The organism is Amycolatopsis sp. NPDC050768 (assembly GCF_040654155.1).
Lineage (GTDB): Bacteria > Actinomycetota > Actinomycetes > Mycobacteriales > Pseudonocardiaceae > Amycolatopsis.
Genome location: NZ_JBFAHL010000022.1, coordinates 164,726 through 184,961, shown reverse-complemented (window position 1 = coordinate 184,961; position 20,236 = coordinate 164,726). Strand labels below are relative to the sequence as shown.

The 20,236-nt window shown below is 69.9% G+C and carries 17 protein-coding genes; 6 read left to right on the top strand and 11 right to left on the bottom strand.

Annotation, left to right across the window (positions count from 1 at the left end):
- Positions 1–126: 126 nt before the first annotated feature.
- The 3 genes from AB0H62_RS43385 to AB0H62_RS43375 all read right to left on the bottom strand — a co-directional run bounded on the left by AB0H62_RS43385 (position 127) and on the right by AB0H62_RS43375 (position 3,125).
- Entirely contained in the window at positions 127–492 is a 366-nt protein-coding gene (locus AB0H62_RS43385; RefSeq protein ID WP_360592172.1) for a helix-turn-helix domain-containing protein, read from the bottom strand.
- A gap of 319 nt (positions 493–811) precedes the next feature.
- Positions 812–1,978 (bottom strand): Dyp-type peroxidase, encoded by a 1,167-nt coding sequence (locus AB0H62_RS43380; protein ID WP_360592171.1) that lies wholly within the window; start codon positions 1,976–1,978, stop codon positions 812–814.
- Positions 1,971–3,125, bottom strand: coding sequence for an EfeM/EfeO family lipoprotein (locus AB0H62_RS43375; RefSeq protein WP_360592170.1), 1,155 nt, complete (start codon positions 3,123–3,125; stop codon positions 1,971–1,973). The genes AB0H62_RS43380 and AB0H62_RS43375 overlap by 8 nt, the downstream gene beginning before the upstream one ends.
- Before the next feature lie 203 nt (positions 3,126–3,328).
- Here AB0H62_RS43375 and AB0H62_RS43370 point away from each other — a divergent pair, with 203 nt between their 5' ends.
- Together AB0H62_RS43370 and AB0H62_RS43365 are read left to right on the top strand one after the other, a co-directional pair.
- Complete coding sequence (locus tag AB0H62_RS43370; RefSeq protein ID WP_360592169.1) at positions 3,329–5,521, top strand: alkaline phosphatase family protein; 2,193 nt, start codon at positions 3,329–3,331, stop codon at positions 5,519–5,521.
- Between the two features lie 1,007 nt (positions 5,522–6,528).
- Complete coding sequence (locus AB0H62_RS43365; protein ID WP_220240330.1) at positions 6,529–7,605, top strand: extracellular solute-binding protein; 1,077 nt, start codon at positions 6,529–6,531, stop codon at positions 7,603–7,605.
- Between the two features lie 34 nt (positions 7,606–7,639).
- Here the strand turns inward: AB0H62_RS43365 and AB0H62_RS43360 are convergent, their stop codons facing one another.
- Together AB0H62_RS43360 and AB0H62_RS43355 are read right to left on the bottom strand one after the other, a co-directional pair.
- Positions 7,640–8,887, bottom strand: a complete 1,248-nt coding sequence (locus AB0H62_RS43360) for a hypothetical protein (RefSeq protein ID WP_255637988.1) — start codon at positions 8,885–8,887, stop codon at positions 7,640–7,642.
- Between the two features lie 293 nt (positions 8,888–9,180).
- A complete protein-coding gene (locus AB0H62_RS43355; RefSeq protein ID WP_220247888.1) occupies positions 9,181–9,378 on the bottom strand; it encodes a hypothetical protein in 198 nt (65 codons plus the stop codon).
- A gap of 51 nt (positions 9,379–9,429) precedes the next feature.
- Between AB0H62_RS43355 and AB0H62_RS43350 the strand changes: the two genes are divergently transcribed.
- Positions 9,430–9,882, top strand: a complete 453-nt coding sequence (locus AB0H62_RS43350) for a MarR family transcriptional regulator (RefSeq protein ID WP_220240331.1) — start codon at positions 9,430–9,432, stop codon at positions 9,880–9,882.
- Positions 9,883–9,940: 58 nt separating this feature from the next.
- Here the strand turns inward: AB0H62_RS43350 and AB0H62_RS43345 are convergent, their stop codons facing one another.
- The 3 genes from AB0H62_RS43345 to AB0H62_RS43335 all read right to left on the bottom strand — a co-directional run bounded on the left by AB0H62_RS43345 (position 9,941) and on the right by AB0H62_RS43335 (position 11,817).
- On the bottom strand, positions 9,941–10,792 hold the full coding sequence (locus AB0H62_RS43345; protein WP_360592176.1) for an LLM class F420-dependent oxidoreductase: 852 nt from the start codon (positions 10,790–10,792) through the stop codon (positions 9,941–9,943).
- A 35-nt stretch (positions 10,793–10,827) separates the two neighbouring features.
- A complete protein-coding gene (locus AB0H62_RS43340; protein WP_220240333.1) occupies positions 10,828–11,238 on the bottom strand; it encodes a Rid family hydrolase in 411 nt (136 codons plus the stop codon).
- Between the two features lie 414 nt (positions 11,239–11,652).
- Complete coding sequence (locus tag AB0H62_RS43335; protein ID WP_220240334.1) at positions 11,653–11,817, bottom strand: hypothetical protein; 165 nt, start codon at positions 11,815–11,817, stop codon at positions 11,653–11,655.
- Positions 11,818–12,244: 427 nt separating this feature from the next.
- Here AB0H62_RS43335 and AB0H62_RS43330 point away from each other — a divergent pair, with 427 nt between their 5' ends.
- The 3 genes from AB0H62_RS43330 (at position 12,245) to AB0H62_RS43320 (ending at position 16,713) form a co-directional block, all read left to right on the top strand.
- The gene (locus AB0H62_RS43330) at positions 12,245–14,263 is read left to right on the top strand and encodes an MFS transporter (RefSeq protein ID WP_360592168.1); all 2,019 of its coding nucleotides are present in this window, start codon (positions 12,245–12,247) and stop codon (positions 14,261–14,263) included.
- Positions 14,264–14,475: 212 nt separating this feature from the next.
- A complete protein-coding gene (locus AB0H62_RS43325) occupies positions 14,476–16,431 on the top strand; it encodes a KUP/HAK/KT family potassium transporter (protein WP_360592167.1) in 1,956 nt (651 codons plus the stop codon).
- A gap of 21 nt (positions 16,432–16,452) precedes the next feature.
- Positions 16,453–16,713: a hypothetical protein gene (locus tag AB0H62_RS43320; protein WP_220240337.1), complete on the top strand. Its 261-nt coding sequence runs from the start codon at positions 16,453–16,455 to the stop codon at positions 16,711–16,713.
- A 10-nt stretch (positions 16,714–16,723) separates the two neighbouring features.
- On the opposite strand, the gene AB0H62_RS43315 is transcribed toward AB0H62_RS43320, so the two are convergent.
- The 3 genes from AB0H62_RS43315 to AB0H62_RS43305 all read right to left on the bottom strand — a co-directional run bounded on the left by AB0H62_RS43315 (position 16,724) and on the right by AB0H62_RS43305 (position 20,158).
- Positions 16,724–16,858, bottom strand: coding sequence for a hypothetical protein (locus AB0H62_RS43315; protein WP_255637990.1), 135 nt, complete (start codon positions 16,856–16,858; stop codon positions 16,724–16,726).
- A gap of 92 nt (positions 16,859–16,950) precedes the next feature.
- Complete coding sequence (locus tag AB0H62_RS43310; protein WP_360592166.1) at positions 16,951–19,548, bottom strand: AAA family ATPase; 2,598 nt, start codon at positions 19,546–19,548, stop codon at positions 16,951–16,953.
- Between the two features lie 34 nt (positions 19,549–19,582).
- Positions 19,583–20,158 carry an NAD(P)H-dependent oxidoreductase gene (locus AB0H62_RS43305; protein WP_255637991.1) on the bottom strand — a complete coding sequence of 192 codons (576 nt, stop codon included), beginning with the start codon at positions 20,156–20,158 and terminating at the stop codon, positions 19,583–19,585.
- Positions 20,159–20,236: the final 78 nt, after the last annotated feature.

Genomic DNA, 20,236 nt, shown 5'->3' with positions numbered 1-20,236 from the left:
GGGGGGGCGTTTGCGGGGCCGGGGGGGTTGGGGGGCCCCCGGGGGGGTGACGCTGTTGTGTTGCCCCCCTCCCCGGGGGGGGGGCCCCGCGGGGGGGGGGGCCCCCCCCGGCCCGTCCACAGTGGATCAACAGCGCAGTGCTGCCAACAGGTCGAGGCGGTCGCCGAGCTGGGACAGATCACGGCCGAGGAGTTCCGCGGCGCGCTCGATCCGGTAGTGCACAGTGTCGACGTGGACGTGCAGCCGTCGCGCCGCGCGGGCCCACGAGCCGTCGCAGGCCAGGAACGCCTCGACCGTTTCGAAACCGCGATTACGGAGCATCTTGCGGGGCCGCACCGTCAGGAAGCCGTTCTGGGCGACTCTGCAATCGATGGAGACGGCGTAGCGTCCGTCGACCGGATACTTGTCCTCGATGAACTCCTCCGTGTTGACGTACGGGCAAGTTTCGCTGGTGGCTTTCGCTGTCGTCGTCTTGGGAACCGGCTTTCCCAAGACGGCCTTTCACTTCTTACTCAACGGGGCTCGCCGCGGTAATTCAATGCCGAGCAGAAGCCAGCGCTCATCGCCGGCTACAAGCCTATGGCCACTGTCCTTGTGCTGGGCGAACAGTTCGGCATCGACCGCCGAACCGTCGGTAAGTTCTTCACCCGCAACGGTGTCCGGACCAAACATCCAGGGCTATTCCCGCCCCGATCGACATCGACCAAGCGATGCAGCTCCACCAGGACGGATGGTCCCCAGCTCGGATGGGCCCAAGGATCCCGTTCAGGTTCATGGCTGACGTGCCCTGGAACGCCCGCCCGGCGACCGTTCAGTCGAGCATGCCGCGACCCAGCCAGTCGTCGGCATCGCGTACGCCGGGCAGGGCGAAGAAGTAGCCGCCGCCGAATGGGGAGATGTAGTCGACCAGCGGTTCGTCGATGAGCAGCGTCTGGACGGCGACGAATTGCCGGTCGAGGTCGGCGTTGAAGCAGATGAAGATCATCCCCATGTCGAGCTGGCCGTTGGGCTCGATGCCGGCGCTGTAGTTGAAGGCGCGGCGCAGCATCCGGCGTTCGTCGGCGGTGCCGTCGTGGGGGTTGGCGAGCCGGATGTGCGCGTTGAGCGGCACGGTGTTGCCGTGCGCATCTCTGAAGTAGCTGGGGAGCTGGAACTCGTCCTCGCCGGGAACTCGTTCGCGCCGGCCCGACAGTGGTGCGCCGGTGGCCCGGTCGCGGCCGAAGATCCGCTGCTGTTCGTTGATCGAGATGCGGTCCCAGAACTCCACGAACATGCGGATCAGGCGGACCACGTGGTAGGAACCGCCGGTCACCCAGTCCGGTTCGTCGCCGCCTGCTTTGGTCCACACCAGCTGATCGACGACATCGGCATCGTCGAGGATCTCCTTGTTGGCTGTGCCGTCCTTGAAGCCGAACAGGTTGCGGGGCGTCCCACTCGGCCGTGGCGGGCTGGTGAAGCCCTCCATACGCCACAGCACCTGCAGGTCGGCCCGGGTCGCGCGCATCAGGATGCGCAGCGCGTGCAGCACGGTGTCAGGGTGATCGGCGCAGATCTGCAACAGGAGGTCGCCGTCGCAGCGCTCGGGGTCGAGCGCGTCGTTCGGGAACTCGTCCATCGCGCGCAGCCGGGCCGGTTTGACGCCGGCGAGATCGAACCGGTCGTCGAACAGGCTCGCACCGACACTGACCGTGACGGTGAGACCGTCAGGCACCGTACCCGGGCCGAGCACGCCGTTCTCGTAAGGGGTCGACACGAGCCCGTCGTCGCTGCCACGCCCGGCCGGTGCGTCGCCCCCGGCGACCAGGTAGCGGATCGTCGCCGTCAGCGTCTGGAACATCCGCCGCAGCGCCGGCCGGTCGGCCGCGGTCACGAGGAACGCGACGACGACCGCCGCGCGCTGCGGAGGCTCGAGAATGCCGGCCTGGTGGGCACCTTCGAACGGCAGGCGCGCCGGTACGGCGATGTCGTGGTCAGTCATGGGTGATCGGGCCTCGGTCGCGGGTGGCGTTGCGCGGGTCGATGACGACCGCGGCGTGGGAGAGCAATTCGACGCTGTGCTGCATTGCCGCATTGACCAAGGCCCGCTGCCGAACGGTCAGTGCGGCCAACCCGACCCAGCCGTCGGCGTGGTGGTGGCTGCGGACCAACTGCTGGGTGACCCGCAGCTGCTGGTCGGTCTGGTCCAGGTACGGGTTCTGCTTGCGCAGCATCGGCCGCAGCGGATCCAGAGCGTGCCAGACCCCGGTGAGGTTCGCGTCCACCGTCGCCAGCTCGGTCTGGCTGCCGGCGTCGCCGATCCCGTTCAGGTCCCATTGCAGGGCATCCTCGAGGATCTCGTGAGCCCGGCGACCCATGTCGATCGGCGTGATCGCGTTCGGCAGCGCCAGCTCGTCGGCGAGCCGGCCGATCGCCTCGAGCAGCGCATCGACATGCGGCACGATCGTCGCCAGCGGCCGGTCGTGCCACAACATCGCCTCGATCTTGCGGAAGCCGGTGAAGTCCGCGTCAGCGAGGCGGGCGGGGGCGACGCCGCGCGGCGGGTCGGCGTTGATGTCGTCACCGGTCTCGTCGTACGCCCGGTAGGCGCCGCCCAGCGTCTCGTAAGTGAGGTGTGCGATCAGCCAGTCGTCTTTGGCGGCCGCTGCATCGCCGGCTTGCAGGTCGCAGCGCAGCCGGTTGACCTGTTCGGTGAGCGCGGGCAGTTGTCCGGTGATCCAGTCGACGTAGGTGTTGATCGGGATCCGCAGGTCGAGCCCCGTCACGGGGATGATCCCGTACACGTCGTAGGGCAATGGGTCACCTGTGACGATGACCGGCCGGCTGTACTTGATCGTGTAGTCGGTGATGCAGACCCAGCGGTAGGTTCCGGGCGGCACCGATGCGGTGACCGCGCGGCTGACGCCGCGGCCGAAGTGCTCGACCTCGACGTAGATCCGCTCGGTCGCGGGGTCCTCCAGGTAGATCTCCGCGCCGGCGCCCTCGTTGTTGACGAAGACGAAGTCGTAGCGGCCGGCCGGTCCGCCGAGCCAGTCGTCGATGCCGTAGGGCGAGCCGACGACCAGCACGATGGGCTGCGTGCGGCTCGACGGCAGGGATCGTGTGGCCGAGGCCGTCGTGCTGCTCATCGAGTCAAGCCTGGGTGTCGGTCATGAACGCATTCGATGGTGCCCATTGCGCACCGGTGAACAGCGTGTGACCGGCCGGGCAGGTCGAGATGGCGGACGTCCTGAGACTTTCCGGAACGTTCATTACCTGATTCTCGCGGTGTCAAGACCTGCGGCAGTTGACTTGCGGGACTCCCCACCACGAGAGGTCAGGTACTAAACCCATGTCTGACAACGATTCGGCATCCGCGGACGGCAACAGATCGGCCACGGAGCGCAACCGGATCAGCCGGCGCCGGCTGATCCAGGCCGCGGGCGCCGCGGGTGCCGCGGTCGCCGCCGGCGGGCTGTCGGCCGTCCCGGCCGAGGCCGCACCGGCCGGCGCCGCACTGGCCGACGCCGCACAGGACGGCAAGTCCGGCTCGAACTCGGCGCAGAACCGGCATCGCACCGGCACGATCAAGGACCTGAAGCACGTCGTCATCTTGATGCAGGAGAACCGGTCGTTCGATCACTACTTCGGCACCCTCGACCTGGCCGGCGCGCGCGGGTTCGGTGACAAGCAGGTGCTGACCTGGCAGAACGGCCAGACGATCTACTACGACCCCAACAGCCGCGCCGAGGGCTACTTGCTGCCCTACCACGCCGACAGCCTGAAGTACAACGCGCAGAACTCCAGCGCGCGCAACCGGTACTTCATGGAAGCCGATGTGCCGTGGCACCACGCTATCGCCAAGGCGTACACCATCGGTGACCACTACTTCTGCTCGCTGGACACCAGCACCAGCCCGAACCGCATCATGATGTGGGCCGGCACCAACGACGCGGCCGGCACCCAGGGTGGTCCGGTCATCAACAACAACGGCGACTACGGCTACGCCTACAAGTTCAAGACCTACCCGGAAACGCTGCAGGACGCCGGCGTCAGCTGGCAGATCTACGTCAACAACGACACCGACGACAACTTCCTCGGCGACTACACCGACAACACCGTCCGTTCGTTCGCGGCGTTCGACCCGGCGAACGCGAACCCGCAGAACACTCAGCCCCGCAAGGGCCTGCTCGCCCGCGGCAACGTGGTGCACGCCCACACCACGCAGCCCGCCGGCATCAAGAACGACACCTCCAACCTCGACTACGTGTTGGGGGACTTCATCGCCGACTGCGAGTCGGGCGACCTCCCCGAGGTGTCCTGGGTCGTCGCGCCCGCGGCGTGGACCGAACACCCGACGTACGCCCCGAACAACGGCGCGGTCTACACCGACCGGGTGATCCAGGCGGTGCACGACAACCCCGAACTGTGGGAGTCGACGCTGATCATCCTGAACTACGACGAGCCCGACCACGCGAACCGCATCGGTGAAGGCGGCTTCTTCGACCACGTCGTCCCGCCGATCCCGGAGGTCGGCACCGTCGGTGAGCGCGCACCCGGAATCAAGCCCGGCTTCGGCGGTCGCGTGCCGTTCGTGCTGGTCTCGCCGTGGACCCGTGGCGGCTTCGTCAACTCCGAGGTGTTCGACCACACCTCGACGATCCAGCTGATCGAGGAGTGGACCAAGAGCCTCGGCAAGCCGGCCATCTGCAAGAACATCAACGACTGGCGGCGCAGCGTCTCCGGCAACCTGCTCTCGGCGATCGACTTCGGCAACTTCGACACGTCGTTCCCGAAGCTGCCGAAACCGGCCGACCTGCTCAAGTCGGTCGTCGTTGATGCCAGCCTGCCGGCAGTGCCCCAGCCGGCCGTCGGTGCGCAGGTCATGCCGACCCAGCAGATCACCGGCAAGGCGAAGCGGAGCCCGCTGTCGTTCCAGCCCAACGGCGTCCTCGTGGAGAACCACAACACCGGCACCGCGACCGCGACCTTCACCGTCGAAGGCGGCGCAGGCGGCAAGGCGGTCAACCTGGTCGGGCTGGCCGACAAGTACGTGCCCGCCCTCGTCGGCGCCGAGCCGCTCGGCATCGGCCAGGACGCGCTGCCGCTCACGGCCGGCAACCAGCGGTCGAACTCGTATACCTGGGACACCAAGGCGACGAACGGCAAGTACGCGTTCACCTTCTACGGGCCCGACCACTTCATCCGGTCCTTCGCCGGCACCGTCGTCCCGGCCAACGACCGGACCTCGGCCCAGCCGCGGGTCGACGTTCGGCTGGTCAAGGGAAACACGCGGTCGGACGGTCGGGGCAAGTCGGCCGACGCGACTGTCGAGTTCACCCTGTCCGCCGACGGCAGCCGGTCAGTGACCTACACGCTGACCGCGAACGACTTCGCCGGGAGGAAGACGACCATCCAGGTGCCCGCCGGCAAGCACAGCGTCGTCACCTGGCCGACCGAGGACGGCTACTACGACGTGATCATCACGGCGAAGGAGTCTGCCGACTTCATGCAGCGGTTCGCCGGTCGCGCCGCGGAGAAGTGAGCCTTTCGCCCACCGCTTTGAGCTAGTCGCGATGTGCCCGCGTTCCCGCCGGATCGCGGGCACATCCGCGATGGGGCGACGCCCTGGCCGCACTGGCGGGGCTTCGAAGTTGTGGTGTGCGGTGGGGTGCCGCAGTCGAGCGGGTCATCCTCACCCGCGAACGCCGCAGCACCCTGGAGTTGGTACAGCCTCGTTTCGGAGCCTCTGGAGAGTCTGCAGGCATTACGGCCGGCGGCCCGCTGGGCGCAAACGATGGCTGGCCGACGTCTTCACCGATGTCTGATCGAACTGGGGTGCGCCTGGTTCGGCAGCGCAAGAGCGTTCCCACACCGACCGGACGGGTGCACATCCCTGACCGACCCGACGTTGCGGCAGTAGTGATCAGCGTGCAGGGCATCGAGCGCAGGGCCAGCCCGCCTGTGCTCGCGGTTGGTTGCGAGTCGTCATAGTTGAAATACGCGCCTTCCAGCGTTCCCAGGGGATACGACGGATAACCTGCCGGCGGGAAGCTTCCGTTCACGGCGCCGTAGCACTCGCTGGAGTTGTCGAGTCGGTTACTGTAGAGGATGCCGCTGTCCCAGCGGCGCTGACGGCGGGAGACCCGGCGCCATATGCACCGCAACTGTTGTCGGGCAACAGGTTGACCTCTTCCCCGCAGTTCACCTGTGCAGTGGAGAACTGCAGCGCGGGGCCCGTGTCGTGGAACAACGTGACCCGCCGCTGCGCTTGACGCCCATTGAGGTTGGTGCGCAACACCACATGACAGCACCGCTGCCTGGCAGTTGGACAACGCCGCGTTCTTCGGCGAGGTGCTCGACGGTCGTGCCGAGCCGCCGGGCCCCGGGGGTTCGTCGAAGGTCGGGCCCGTCGACGTCGGCACGCGGCCCGCAGCGGTTGACAAATCGTCCTACCAATAGTCCATAATGCTGAGCGTCGATTCCGCACTCACGCCGAGGTGAGTCGCCGCCCCGCGTTGAAGGGTGGCCGCCCTCGCCGAAGGGACGGTTATGAACGTGTGGCGCTCGATCTCCCGGCCGCTCGCGGCCCTGCTTGTGGTCACGGCGGTCGCCGCGTGTGGTGGTGGGGCGGGTGATGACTCGGCGGCCCAGGCCGCGGCCGACAAGCTGAGTCCCGCTCAGCTGGCGGCCGCCGCGGCCAAGGAGGGGGCCGTCGTTTGGTACACGACCTTCGCCGACACCGACGTGCAGCCCATCATCGCCGATTTCAACAAGACGTACCCGAACGTCAAGGTGAACGCGTTGCGGCCCAGCGCATCCGAGCTGCCCCAGCGCATCATCACCGAACAACGCGGCGGGAAGTACAACGCGGACGTCGTCTCCGGGGAGGGGCCGCAGATCGCGCAGCTCGTGCAGGCCGGCGCGTTGCAGCCTTACCAGCCGAAGGACGCGCCGCCGCTGCCTGGCGGCCTGACGCTACCGGCCGGTTACCAGGGCGTCGTCTACGTGCTCACCACGGTCTTGGCGTGGAACCCGGCCGTGGTGGCGCAGCGCGGACTGACGGCACCCAAGTCGTGGGAGGACCTGACGCGGCCCGAGTGGAAGGGCCAGTTCTCCATCGACCCCTACGCGGTGAACTGGTACGACAGCCTGATCATCGCCATGGGACACGACAAGGCGCTGGCGCTGCTGAAGGCACTCGGCGCGAACTCACCGCGCTTCGTGCAGAGCCACACCGTGTCGCTGACGAACGTCCAGGCGGGCGAGCCGCCCATCGCGGCGACCGCGTACGGCTACAAGGCCTCGGCGCTGAAGCGGAAGACTCCGGGCGAACTGGACTTCGCCAACGGCACCCCGCTGCCGGCGTCGCTCAGCCTGATCGACGTCGTCAAGAACTCGCCGCACCCCAACGCCGCCCGGCTTTTCGACGACTGGATCGTCTCGAAGGCCGGCCAGGAAGCAGTCGTCCGGATCACCAACCACACCTCGATCCGGACGGACGTCACGAACGACGAGGCTGTCTGGGACCCGACCAAATGGGCCCCGGCCTGGAGCCACCCGGTCCTCGCGCAGTCGGACTACAACAACTACCTCGCTGAGATGAAAGCGGCGCTTCGCGCTCCGTGACAAGGAGCGCGAAGCGCCAGGAACCGTCAGCCCGTCAGGCCGGCAGGGAAGACAGCGGCACGGCGAACACCGAGCGGCCACACGTCTGGCCCTGGGCGGAGCAATCCGTCGTCGACCATTCCGACTGGGACCACACCAGGCCGGTGGACCAGTCGTACGTCAGGGCTTCCGGATGCACTGCCCAGCAGGCCGTCGTGGCGGGGGAGCTGCAGGTCGAAGAGTTGCTCGCAGTGGTCGTCTGGGTCCAGAGCTGGCCGTTGAGCGTGGCGGAGCTGTGGGAGACGTACCACTTGCCGTTGTGGGAGAGGACGCCCTGCATGTTGCCGACGGAGCTGCGGAAGGCCTCGGTGGCGGGTGTGGTGCCCGTGCTCGCCAGGAGGTAGTCGGCACCGGTGGGGTAGCGGTAGAGGCGGCCGTGGAGGGATTGGTCGGCGAAGTATTCCGTGGTGACGATGGTGGCGGGCGAGGTGGTGCGGTCCAGTGACATCGAGGAGAAACAGGGGACGCCGGTGTCGGACTGCATGCTGCAGGTGCCGCCGGCGTAGGTGTAGTAGCCGATTTGCATCAGGGCGTACTTGTAGGTGTAGGCGGCGTATCCGGCGGACGTCTTGCCTATCGAGTTGGACGTCGTGTCGCTCATCTGCAGGATGTGTTTGGTACTGAAGACGCGGATGGCGGTGGAGGTGTTGCCGACGGCCGTGACGTAGATCTTGTCGCCGTACCAGGCCATGCCGCCCATGTGGGCTTTGGCGGCGGTGAAACTCGAGCCGGTGCTGTTGGGGACCGCGAGGTACACCATGCGGTTGGTGGGCGCGGCCGGCTTGTCGTAGTTGACGGCCATGATGCGGGCGTCGTCGTAGCGGCCGAGGGCGTCGCCGCTGTGCCAGCCGGACAGGATGATCTTGTCGGCGCCCCACATGCCGTCGTCGTCGGCGTCGCCGGAGGTGGTGATGCCCTGGGGGACCCAGGTGGCGCTGTTCGCGCGGTCGGTGTCCCAGCAGAAGGACGTGGTGGCCACCGGCGCCTTGGGGAGCGCGGCTTTTTCGGCGGCGGTGCAGCCGGTGGTGGGGTAGCTGGGGTCGTTGACGACGGTGTTGAGGCTGACGTTGGGCAGGGCGTTGTCGAGCGCCGTCAACGCGGCGGTCGGGGTGGCGTGCCAGACCAGGCTCTGTTTGGTCGTGGTGGTCAGCGGATCGCTGTAGGCGGCGCTCGCGGTGCCGGGGATCGCGAGCGCGCCGGCGGCGACGGCGAGCACGAGGAGGAGCACTCGGGGAATTCGCATGACGACCATTTCTGCACGCGATTCGGGAAAGTGTCAAACCGTCGCGTGAACCGAGTTTGTACGATTCTTGTACAATTCTTCGGTAGGAATAGGCTGGGGTCGTATTGGTGCTTTCAGGCGAAACCCGTGTCCGGCCGCGTGCCGATGGGACTGGATGACCGCCATGCCCGTCGAAACCGCGCTGATCGCGCTCGGCACCGTCGCCGTGCGGACGGCCACGAAGCTGTGGCTCGGCGACCACGAGATCGCCGCGGAGGTCGGGGGAGCGGTGGTCGACCGGCTGTCCGGGCAGCTCACGAAGGAGCGCGACCGTCGCCGTACCAGCCGGCGCGGTTCTTGCCGCGCTGGGCGAACCAGGGCCAGACGCGCTCGGGCGGGGCGGGCAGGGTGAAGGCGCGGTCCATGACAGCGTCGGCGTGGGGGACGAGGTCGTCGCCGGGCAAGGCGGCGGTGAGCTCCGCCGGGCGGGGTGTGACTCCGAGGCTGAACACGGGCGACCTCCGTATCGGATGAAACCGTATCAGTCGAGGTAGAATGCGGGCATGAGTGGGAAGTCGCGGGCGACTGATCGTCCGGGGGATGACTCGCCGTTCGCGCTGGGGTTGCTGCTGCGCCGCGCGCACGCGCGAGTGGCGAGCACGATGACAGCCGCCATGCGGCCGCACGGGCTGGATCTGCGGCACTTCGCCGTGCTGATCATCCTGGTGGACCAAGGGCCGACCACGCAGCGGGACCTGGTCGAGGCGACGGGCTCGGACAAGGCCGGGATCATGCGGGTCGTCGACGATCTGGAGGAGAAGGGGTTCGCGGTCCGCAAGTCCGTGCCGGGGGACCGGCGCGTGCGTGAGGTCGAGATCACCGAAGCCGGGTTGACGGCGTTTGACGCGGCGCACGATGACGCGGTGGGGCCGGCGCAGGAGTTGGTGTCGCACCTGCGGCCAGGTGAGCCGGCGAAGTTGATGGATTTGCTGACGCGGTTCTCGTATCCGGAGTAAGCGTCCGGTCCACTGTGGATGATTCTGGCGCAGCAACGGCCGTTGGGGTGTCGCAGGTTTAGGCGGGGAGCCAGCGGTCGGCCAGAGCTGAGACCCATTCCGTCGCCGGCCCCGGATCGTCGGGCGGGCTGTCGACGATCACCAGTTCGTCGACGCCCAGTGTGGCCAGCTCCGCGACGTCGCCAGGGGCGGGATTGCGCAGGGCGACGGCGATCCGCAGTTCGGCGAGGTCTCGGCCCTGCGTTGCGAGGAAGTCCAAGCGATCGGCGACCTCGGGAACGCCGTCGAGGTTGAAGCCGTACCAGCCGTCGCCCAGGGTGGCGGCGCGGCGAAGCGCCGAGTCGCTGTTGCCGCCGAAGATGATCGGGATGGTGGCGCGACAAGGTTTCGGATTCACGCGGATGGATGAGAACCGGACGAAGTCGCCCATGAAGGAGGCGACGTCCGAGCGCCACAACGTGCGCATCGCGGCCACGTACTCCTCAGTCCGCGCCGTCCGCCGGGCGAAGGGCACGCCGAGCGCGTCGAACTCCTCGCGCGACCAGCCGACGCCCACGCCGAGGGTGAGGCGGCCGCCGGACAGGACGTCGAGGCTCGCGGCCTGCTTGGCGACGACGATCGGGTTGTGCTCGGGCAAGAGCAAAACACCCGTGGCGACGCGGATGGTCGACGTGGCCGCGGCGGCGAAACTGAGGCCGATCAAAGGGTCGAGCCAGTCCGCGGCCGCCGGGACGGCGATGCGGCCATCGGCGGAGTACGGGTAGCGCGACGACGCGCGGTCGACCATCACGACGTGCTCGCCCGACCACAGCGTCGCGAAGCCGCACGCCTCGGCCGCCACGGCGACCGCGTCGATCACGGCCCGGCGGGCGCCGGTGCCGATGCCCAGTGCGTGCAGGCCGAGTTGCATGGCCACCGTGCCTCCGCTTCTGGGTGAACCGCGGTTCAGGCCGGTGTGGTGGTGACGGCCAGCGCGTCGACCTCGATCAGCCAGTCAGACAGGCCAAGGGACGACACGCCCAGCCACGTGCTCGCGACCTTCGGGAACTCGTCGCCGAACACGCGCTGGGCCGCGGCGAAAATGGGCTCGATGAGCGCCGGCGAGGAGTCGACGACGTGGATCGTGTACTTGACCAGGCCGGCCGGCGTGCAGCCGGCGGCCGCGAGTGCCGCGCGCAGGTTGAGGAACACCTGCGCGGCGTGGTCGCCCGGGCCGACCAGCACCTCGTCGCGGTCCAGGGCCACCTGCCCGGCGATCGCCACGAGCCGCGCGCCGGGCGGGCCGACGGTCACTTGCGAGTAGAGGTCCATCACGGGCGGGGACAGGGTCTCGGGGTTGAGGTGGTCGACGGTCATCGAGGCCTCCCGGTGCCTCGGAGGTGGGTGGCTTCCGAGTGTGCGGCGGCTCGTGAACGGGTGTCAACCGTGGCGCAGACAACCTTGTCGCGGAGACGAGCACCCCGACCCGGTTGGTGATTTCCCGGAGTACTCGGAAACATCGGACAGGAAGTCCCGGGTCAGTCCAAAGTGGACTCGCCGAGTCGACGACGACTTCGGGTGTGGGTGCTCGCCGGTGGCCGCGGTCTGGCCCATGCCGGCGCTCGTCCAGCCCGCTGTCCCCGGCGATGCGGTCCTGCGGGCTCGCGCCGAGTTTCGGCCACGTCACGCCGAGGTCGCTCGGCACGGGGTCGGACAGCGGGATCGCGACAAGGCCGGCGGGCAGCGGCTGTTTGGCCGGGGCTTGGAGGCATTCGCCCGACGAACGAGCTTTCAGCCGCGGGCCCGGTATTTCGTTCGCCAGTCCACGATCCGGCCCTCCGCTGCGAATTCCGCGGCCCGGCGCATCGCCATCACGAATCGGTCGTGCGCGCGCATCGCTTCGATCCTGCGCCCGTAGGCGTGGATCGCGACCAGCGCCGATCCGGCGCGCAGCACCCAGTGCCAGTCGAGATGATCAGCGGTGTGTGATCATCGGCGACAAGGTTTGTCCTCGGCTCACTACGGGTGTGCAGGGGCTTTGTGGTCCGGTGTAGACCATGTGGGTGGTCGCGCGCGGGACATTGCTGGGGAAGGGCCGGGGCATTGTCTCCGAGTTTCGCCGGGGCATTGCTGTCGGCTGATTCGGTTGGCACGAGACGATTCCCGTGGATGACCGGCCGTGGCCGGGTCCGGCTCGCGGGTTCGCCCACGCGGCCCCGCTCGACGGCGGACAAGGTCGGTTGATCAGCTGGTGTACGTTCCGGACACAGCTTGAGCCAGGACCGTCCCTGCTGTTCGCGGAGTGTGTCACGTTGTCATTGCCCGTCGAATGTCCGAATCCTGACCGACCGTTGGTTGCCTTGGCGTCGACCGGGCGGTGGCGATGACAGCGGACGGCTCTTCGCTGCCGCACCGGGTCCGGCGGGTCCTGGCGATTCGTCCGTTCCGGCGGCTGTGGGGTGTGACGTTCCTGTGCAGCACGGCCGACTGGCTTGCGCTGCTGGGGGTGGCCGACCTGGTCGCGAACGCGGCGGGCAGCTACACGGCCAAGAACTTCGCGTTCTCGGGTGTCGTGTTCAGCAACCTGCTTCCGGGCTTACTGTTCGCGCCGGTGGGCGGCCTGCTGGCGGACCGGTTCGACCGGCGCGCGGTGATGGTCGTCGGTGACGTGCTGCGGTGCTGTCTGCTGCTGTCGATCGTGGTGGTGGACGTGCCGTGGTGGCCGTTCGCCGGCAGCTTTCTCGCGAGCAGTGTGGCGATGCTGTGGATCCCGGCGAAGGACGCCGCGGTGCCGAACCTGCTGCGGCGGCCGGATCAGGTCGAGACCGCGAACGAGCTGGGCCTGGTGATGACCTATGGGATCACGGTGGTCGCGGCCGGTGGGCTGTACGCGTTGACCGGCGTCGGCCCGTCGTTGCGGTTGCCCGATGATCTGCTCGGGGCCAACGGCTCGGTGAAGCTGGCTCTGGCTCTCGCTGCGGTGTTCTACCTGGGCAGTGCGTTCACGGTGGCGCGGCGGATTCCGGAGCTGTCGGAGCGCGTGGTTGCGCGTCGCGCGGCGGATGGCGAGCCCGGCGGCGGATTCACGGCGATGGTGCGGGACGTCGGGCGGTTCGTGCGCACGACTCCGCTTGTGCGAGGGCTGATCATCGGTGCTGTCGGGGCTTTCGCGGCAGGGGGAGCGGTGGTCGGGTCGGCGCAGTCGTACGCGAAGAGCGTGCTGGCCGGGCAGGCCGGGTTCGGGCTGTTGTTCGCCGCGGTGTTCGTCGGTCTGAGCGTGGGCATCGTGAGTGCGCCCAAGCTGGCGGCGCGGGTCTCACACGAGCGGTTCTTCGGTCTCGCGATCGTGCTGGCCGGGTTCTCGCTGGTGCTCGTCGCGCTGTCGCCGCACTTGTTCGTGTCCCTGGTCGCGGTCGTGCTGGTGGGCGCCAGTGCGGGCGCGACGTTCCTGACGGGCGTCACGATCATCGGGTCGCAGGTCGCCGACGACGTGCGCGGCCGGGTCAACGCGATCTACCAGGCACTGCTGAAGGTGGTGCTGGGCGGTGCGCTCGCCCTCGTTCCCTTGCTGATCGGCCTCACCCGGCAACGGACGTTCACCGTCTTCGGCCACGACGTGGTGGTCGACGGGACGCGGCCTGTGCTGCTCGGAGCCGCGGTGCTGGCGTGCGGGGCCGGGGTGCTGGCCTATCGGCAGATGAACGGTCGGCGAGCCGGCCGGATGTTCGCCGTGGCGCGTACCGCGGTGCGGCGTCGGCCGGTGCGGGCGACCGGGTTCGTCGTCACCGTCGAAGGCAGCCCGTCGGCGGACACCGCCGCGCACGCGGCTGACCTCGCCGACTGGCTCCAGCGATCGGGCACCGGCACGGTGGTGCTGGCCGCCGACCCGGGCTGGGGCGACCCGCGGCTGCAGACGCTGCTGTCCGGCGCGTCGGTGACCACCGCGCGAGCCCGAGTGCTCGCCGCGGCCGCCGTGCGGGCCGACATCGTCGAGCGCGAGGTCCGGCCGGCGCTCGAGTCCAGCGCCATCGTCGTGATCGAGCGCCTGATCGACTCGCCGCTGGAACAGGACGGAACCGGACTCGACCTTGAGGAGCTGGCGGGCGTCGCGGAGTGGACGGTCGGCCGTCTCCGGCCGGACTTCACCATCCTGCTCGACCACGGCGCGGACGAGCCATCGCCGACAGCGGACGCCTGGGACCGGCGGATCCGCCGGCTGCTGAGGGACCTCTCGACGACCGCCCGCTGCGTGGTCGTCGAGACCGCCGATCACGATGCCGGCCGGGCACAGATCCGTGCGGCGATGGCCACGGCACTCGCCCGGATCGCCACGCCCGAGGCAGCCGAGGAGCCGGGGCCGGTTGACCGCGATCGCCGCACCGGCACGCATCCGGACTTCTGACCGGGACCAAGCCCTCCGGGTAATCATCACCGCCGGTCACGAGTCGGGGGAGATGCTTTCAACGGCCGGCAGCCCGGATTGCCTCCGCGGACGTAGGACCGAGGAGAGCCACGATCCGACGCGGCCGTTGATCTTCCGGTGCCGTCCACCTCGGACCGGTAGGGTTCCCCCCGATGCCGGGGCTGTGCCGGCTCGCGCCGAGGAGGAAGACCGTGACCGAGGGCCGTGAGGCGACCACGACGGAGGACCGGCCGGCCGGCCGGGCGCGGCTCGCGCGAGACTCCGTGAAGCTGGCCGTGGTGGTCGGGGCGCTGGGGGTCGTGTTCGGCGACATCGGGACGAGCCCGATCTACACGCTGCAGACGGTGTTCAGCCCGAGCGACCCGCACCCGGTGCCGGTGAGCGCGCAGAACGTGTTCGGGGTCGTGTCGCTGATCTTCTGGTCCGTGACGATCATCGTGACCGTCACGTACGTGCTGCTGGCGATGCGCGCGGACAATGACGGTGAGGGCGGCATCATGGCCCTGATCACCCTGTTGCGCCGCCGCGGCCGGCAGGGGCGGCGGCGGGTGGCCGTGGTGCTGGCGGGGCTGGGCATCTTCGGCGCGTCGCTGTTCTTCGGCGACAGCATGATCACCCCGGCGATCTCGGTGCTGTCGGCGGTGGAGGGGCTCAAGGTCGTCGACCACTCGTTCGAGAGCTGGGTCGTGCCGATCACCGCGGTGATCATCGTGGTGCTGTTCCTGGTGCAACGCCGGGGCACGGCCGCGGTCGGGCGGGTGTTCGGGCCGGTGATGATCGCGTGGTTCACCGTGATCGGCCTGACCGGCGTGACGGGCATCGTCAAGCACCCCGCGATCCTCGAAGCGCTCTCGCCCACCTACGCGCTCGACTTCATGGTCGGCCACTTCGACATCGCCTTCTTCGCGCTCGCGGCGGTCGTGCTGTCGGTCACCGGCGCCGAAGCGCTGTACGCGGACATGGGCCACTTCGGCCGCCGCGCCATCACACGCGGGTGGCTGTTCCTCGTGTTCCCGGCGTGTGTGCTCAACTACTTCGGCCAGGGCGCCCTGATCCTCGAAGACCAGGCCAACCTGAGCAGCCCGTTCTTCCTGCTCGTCCCGGGCTGGGCCCGGCTGCCGCTGGTCCTGTTGGCCACGGCGGCGACCGTGATCGCGTCGCAGGCCGTGATCACCGGCGCGTACTCGGTCGCCTCGCAGGCCGCGCAGCTCGGGTACCTGCCGCGGCTGCGGATCGCGCACACGTCGGAGACCGAACGCGGCCAGATCTACGTGCCGTGGATCAACTGGCTGCTGATGGTTTCCGTGCTGACGCTCGTGTTCGCCTTCCGCAGCTCGTCGGCGCTGGCCTACGCGTTCGGCATGGCGGTGACCGCGACGATCACCATCACCACCCTCCTGTTCTTCTACATCGCCCGGTCGAAGTGGAGCACGCCGCCGTGGCTGCTCTGGGGCGGCGGGGGAGTGCTGCTGGTGGTGGACCTGCTGTTCGTCGCGGCCAACCTCACCAAGCTCGTCCACGGCGCGTGGCTGCCGCTGCTCATCGGCCTCACCGCGTTCACGGTCATGACCACCTGGCAACGCGGCCGCCAGATCGTGACGGCCGAACGCAACCGGCACGAAGGGTCGCTGCGCGAGTTCGTCGACAAGCTGCGCAACGGCGAGTCTCCGACGCAGACGGTGCCCGGCACGGCCGTGTTCCTCAACCGCGGCAACGACAGCGCGCCGCTGGCCATGCGCGCCAACGTGGAGCACAACCACGTGCGCCACGAGCACGTGGTGATCATGTCGCTCGAAACCGAGCCCGTGCCGCGGATCCCGGACGCCGAACGGATTTCCGTCGACGACCTCGGCTACGCCGACGACGGCATCACGCACGTCACGGCCCGCTTCGGCTACATGGAAACCCCCGACGTGCTGCGCACGCTCGCGCTCGTCGACCCGGCCGACACCGAAGGCCGCCTGCAGGTCGACGACGCGTCCTACTTCCTGTCGAAGATCGAGCTTCGCCGCGGCGACGAACCCACCATGGCGGCGTGGCGCAAGCGCCTGTTCATCGCCACCTCCTACATCACCGCCGACGCGGCCGAGTACTTCGCGCTGCCCCGCGAACGGACCGTGATCATGGGTTCGCACATCGACGTGTAGCGCGTCAGGAAGGTGCCTACGATGACCGACCCCGATCTGGAAGCCCTGCGCGCGGCGGCCGCGCGAGGAGACTCCGACGCCGTCGACCAGCTGATCGAGCTGGCCGCCGAACGCGGCGACGCGGCCGAGCTGCGCCAGTGGGCGGCCGGTGGCAGTGCCGATGCCGCGGACCTGCTCGTCGAGCTGGCGACGGAACGCGAGGACCACGACGAGCTGCGGCGCCTGGCTCTGGGCGGCAACACCACGGCCGCGGAAGTGCTGGCAGAGCTGGAAAGCGACTAGCCCGGCAGGGTCACTGCGGGGGCGGGATGTGGCGCGCGAAGGGGTCGTCGTCGTGGGAGTCGAGCCACGCGCCGGCGAGGCGGAGCAGCAGGGCCACCAGCACGAACCCGCCGATCGCGACCAGGGTGAACGTCAGGTCGGTCATGGCTCCAGCGTGCGGCTTCGGGCCGGTCGTGTCCTCGGCGCGGACGGAACCTTGACGCCCGCGAAGCGCTCGTTGACGGCGTTTTGCCGCCGTCAGTCCGATTCGGGCGACGGCAGATCGAGGCGGGCGAGCTGGGCACGGGTCGTGACGCCGAGCTTCGGGAACGATTTGTACAGGTGATAGCCCACGGTGCGCGGACTGAGGAACAGCTGCGCGCCGATGTCCCGGTTGGACAGTCCCCGCGCGGCGAGGCGCACGACCCGCAGCTCCTGTGACGTCAGCGCCGCAGCGGGGTCGGACGGCGCGGTGTGCGGGGTTTCGCCCGTGGCACGCAGTTCGCTGCGGGCACGCTCGGCCCACGGCGTCGCGCCCAGCTCCTCGAAGAGGTCGACCGCCGTGCGCAGGTGGGTGCGCGCGGCGGCCCGGTGCTGGTCGCGCCGCAGCCATTCGCCGTGCAACAGCGCAGTGCGGGCGCGTTCGAACGGCATGGTGCCGTCGGCCGTGTGGATGGCCTCGGCCTCGGCGAACCGGGCCGCGGTCTCGTCCCCGGTGAGGGCCGCGCACCGTCGGGCGACGGCGTGGGCCCAGCTCTGGTCGACGATCTCGGCCCACCGCGCGAACCGGTCGGCCGCCGCGCGCGCTTCGGCATCGCGCCCGCAGCGCGTCGCGGCTTCGACCAGGTCGGGCAGCCAGCGGGGCCCGTCGGGCAGGTCACGTTCGGCCGTGAGGCCGGCCAGCCGGTCGGCCGCCGCGTCGAACCGGCCGAGGCCGAGGTCGAGCAGGCCGCGAGTGGCGGCGATCATCGGACCGCGCTCGTGCACACCGGCGGGGATCGCGGCGATCGCGTCGGCGACCCCGGCTTCGTCGCCCCTGACGGCGGCGAGGATCGCGCGGACGCCGGCGAGATCGCCGACGATCGAGGCTTGACCGGACTCCCCGGCCAGGCGCAGGCCTTCGGCCACCGCGGCGGCCGCTTGCGCCGGGTGTCCCTGCCGCCAGCGAGCCCGGCCGAGGACGACGAGCGCGCCGGCGAGGGTGTCGAGCTGGCCGCCGGCGTGGGCGGTTCGTTCGGCCGTCGCGGCCAGGGACTGCGCGAGCGTCGTGTCGCTGAGCACCAGGCACCAGCGGGCGGCGGTGACCAGGGCGCGGGGCGTCGAGAGGCTGCCGGTCGTCTGCCGGAGCGCGTCGATCGCCCGGCGCGGCGCGATGTCGGCACCGAAGTAGCCCTGGACCAGGCGGGCGATCGCGAGCACATGGTCGGGCAGGTCGCTGGCGGCCGCGACGGCCTGCTCGACCGTCCCCGCGTCGCGCGCTTCCCACGCGGTCCGCACGACCGACAGCAGCAGCTCGCCCGCCAGCTGCGGGTCAGCGGCGGCGACGGAGTCCGCCGCGGCGAGCAACACCCGCGGGTCGTGCGCGTGGTCGTCCTCGGCCAGCGTGGCTTCGAGCAGCGCCAGCCGCGCCAGCGGAACCGGTTCGGCCAGCAACGGCGCGGCACGGGTGGCCAGTTCGGCGGCGCGTGCGCGGTGGCCGGCGTTCGCCGCGGCACCGGCGGCGGCCACGAGCCGCTCGCCCTTGCCTTCGCGGTCGCTGCTGAGCTGCGCGGCGCGTTCGTAGGCCGTGGCCGCGTCCTCGGGTGCGCCGCGGCGCAGCGCCCGGGTCGCGGTTTCGTCGAGGGCCCTGGCGACGTCGTCGTCGGGGCCGACGGCGACGGCCGCGCGGTGGCGGGCGTGGCGGTCGGGATCGGTCCGCGGGTCGAGCACGTCGACGAGCGCTTGGTGGGCTTCGTGCTTGAGCGCCAGCGGAGCTCGCGTGTAGGCGGCCGGCCGGATGAGGGGGTGGGTGAACTCGAGGCGGTCGCCCGTCGTCCGCAGCAGGCCGGCGTGCTCGGCCGCGGTGAGGTCGGCGGCAGTGGCGCCGCGCCGGGCCGCGGCGGCCAGGACGGTGGCGAGGTCACCGGTGCCGTCGGCGGCGGCGAGCCGGACGATCGTCTGCGCGGGTGCCGGCAGCGCCGCGACCCGGCGGGTGAACTCCCACTCGGCCCGGCTTCCCGACGTCGGGTTCGCGAACTCCAGCAGGGCCAAGGGATTTCCCGCCGCTTCCGCCCGGACACGGTCGTGCTCGTGCCGGGAAAGACCGGCCGCACGGGCGCGGAGAACCTCGGTCGCGGCGGCCGGGTCGAGCCGCGGCAGGACGAGCTCCGGGATGCCCGGTGCGTCGTCGTCGCGCGTGGCGAACACCATCACCACGCACTCGTCCGTCAGCCGCCGGGCGGCGAACAGCAGCGACTCGGCCGACGGGCGGTCGAGCCACTGCAGGTCGTCGATGACGAGCACGACCGGCTCGGCCCGCCCGAGCAGGCCCAGCACGGCGAGGCCGACGAGGAACCGGTCCGGCGGGCCGTCTTCACCCTGGCCCAGGGCAGTGCGCAGCGCGGACGCCTGCGCCGGCGGCAACGCGTCGAGTTCGACGTCGCGGAGCAGGACGTGCAACGCGGCGTAGGGAATGTCCCGCTCCGCTTCGAGCCCCGCGTGGCGCAGCACCCGCACGTCACCGGCCGCGCGGACGGCTTCGTCCAGGAGCGCGGTTTTCCCGATCCCCGCTTCGCCGCGGACCACGAGCGCGCCGACGCCGGCGCGCACCAGGCGCGTCAGCGTGGCGAGCTCGGCGTCGCGTCCGAAGAGGACCATGCCGTCGAGGTTAGAACCTCCGGTGCGCTCGAGGTCAACCCAGCGCACGCGCCGCCCTCGCGTCCCGCAGCGCCCGGGCCCACCAGGTCAGCTCGTCGAGGAGGGTTTTCGCGGCCGCCGCCTTCGCCGCGGCGTCCACCGGCCGGCCGGCCGCGTCGAACGAGGCCGGGATGCCGTGGAAGCTGACGACGTCGCGCAAGGTCGCGGCGTGCAGGCCGGCGAAGACCAGACGCAAGGCCTCCACCGCGCGCAGGCCGCCGCAGAACCCACCGTACGAGACAAAAGCGACCGGCTTGCGCTGCCATTCGTCGTGGTGCCAGTCGATGAGCGTCTTGAGCGAAGCCGGGAAGCTGTGGTTGTACTCCGGCGTCACGATCACGAACGCGTCGGCGGCCTCCAGGCGAGGGCCGACGGCCGCCACCTCGGACGGCACTGGGGAGGTGCCGAGCCGGTCGGGCAGGCACGCGTCGGCGAGGTCGAGCACGTCGACGTCCAGGTCGGTCCTGGGCGCGACCTGCTCGAGGAACCAGTTCGCCGCGGTCGGGCCGAAGCGGCCTTCCCGGACGCTGCCGATGACGACCGCCAGGCGCAAGGGGTTCTCGCCGTCCACAGAGGTCTCCTTCCTGTGCTTGTTGTTCTTGTCACCGACCGTAGGAAACGGCCGGCGCGGGCGAATCAGTCGAATGAC

Bases quoted from the DNA above. Each gene is read 5' to 3' on its own strand.
- AB0H62_RS43380 (WP_360592171.1), bottom strand. From the start codon at position 1,978: ATGACTGACCACGACATCGCCGTACCGGCGCGCCTGCCGTTCGAAGGT.
- AB0H62_RS43375 (WP_360592170.1), bottom strand. From the start codon at position 3,125: ATGAGCAGCACGACGGCCTCGGCCACACGATCCCTGCCGTCGAGCCGC.
- AB0H62_RS43370 (WP_360592169.1), top strand. From the start codon at position 3,329: ATGTCTGACAACGATTCGGCATCCGCGGACGGCAACAGATCGGCCACG.
- AB0H62_RS43365 (WP_220240330.1), top strand. From the start codon at position 6,529: ATGAACGTGTGGCGCTCGATCTCCCGGCCGCTCGCGGCCCTGCTTGTG.
- AB0H62_RS43360 (WP_255637988.1), bottom strand. From the start codon at position 8,887: ATGCGAATTCCCCGAGTGCTCCTCCTCGTGCTCGCCGTCGCCGCCGGC.
- AB0H62_RS43350 (WP_220240331.1), top strand. From the start codon at position 9,430: ATGAGTGGGAAGTCGCGGGCGACTGATCGTCCGGGGGATGACTCGCCG.
- AB0H62_RS43345 (WP_360592176.1), bottom strand. From the start codon at position 10,792: ATGCAACTCGGCCTGCACGCACTGGGCATCGGCACCGGCGCCCGCCGG.
- AB0H62_RS43340 (WP_220240333.1), bottom strand. From the start codon at position 11,238: ATGACCGTCGACCACCTCAACCCCGAGACCCTGTCCCCGCCCGTGATG.
- AB0H62_RS43330 (WP_360592168.1), top strand. From the start codon at position 12,245: ATGACAGCGGACGGCTCTTCGCTGCCGCACCGGGTCCGGCGGGTCCTG.
- AB0H62_RS43320 (WP_220240337.1), top strand. From the start codon at position 16,453: ATGACCGACCCCGATCTGGAAGCCCTGCGCGCGGCGGCCGCGCGAGGA.
- AB0H62_RS43315 (WP_255637990.1), bottom strand. From the start codon at position 16,858: ATGACCGACCTGACGTTCACCCTGGTCGCGATCGGCGGGTTCGTGCTG.
- AB0H62_RS43310 (WP_360592166.1), bottom strand. From the start codon at position 19,548: ATGGTCCTCTTCGGACGCGACGCCGAGCTCGCCACGCTGACGCGCCTG.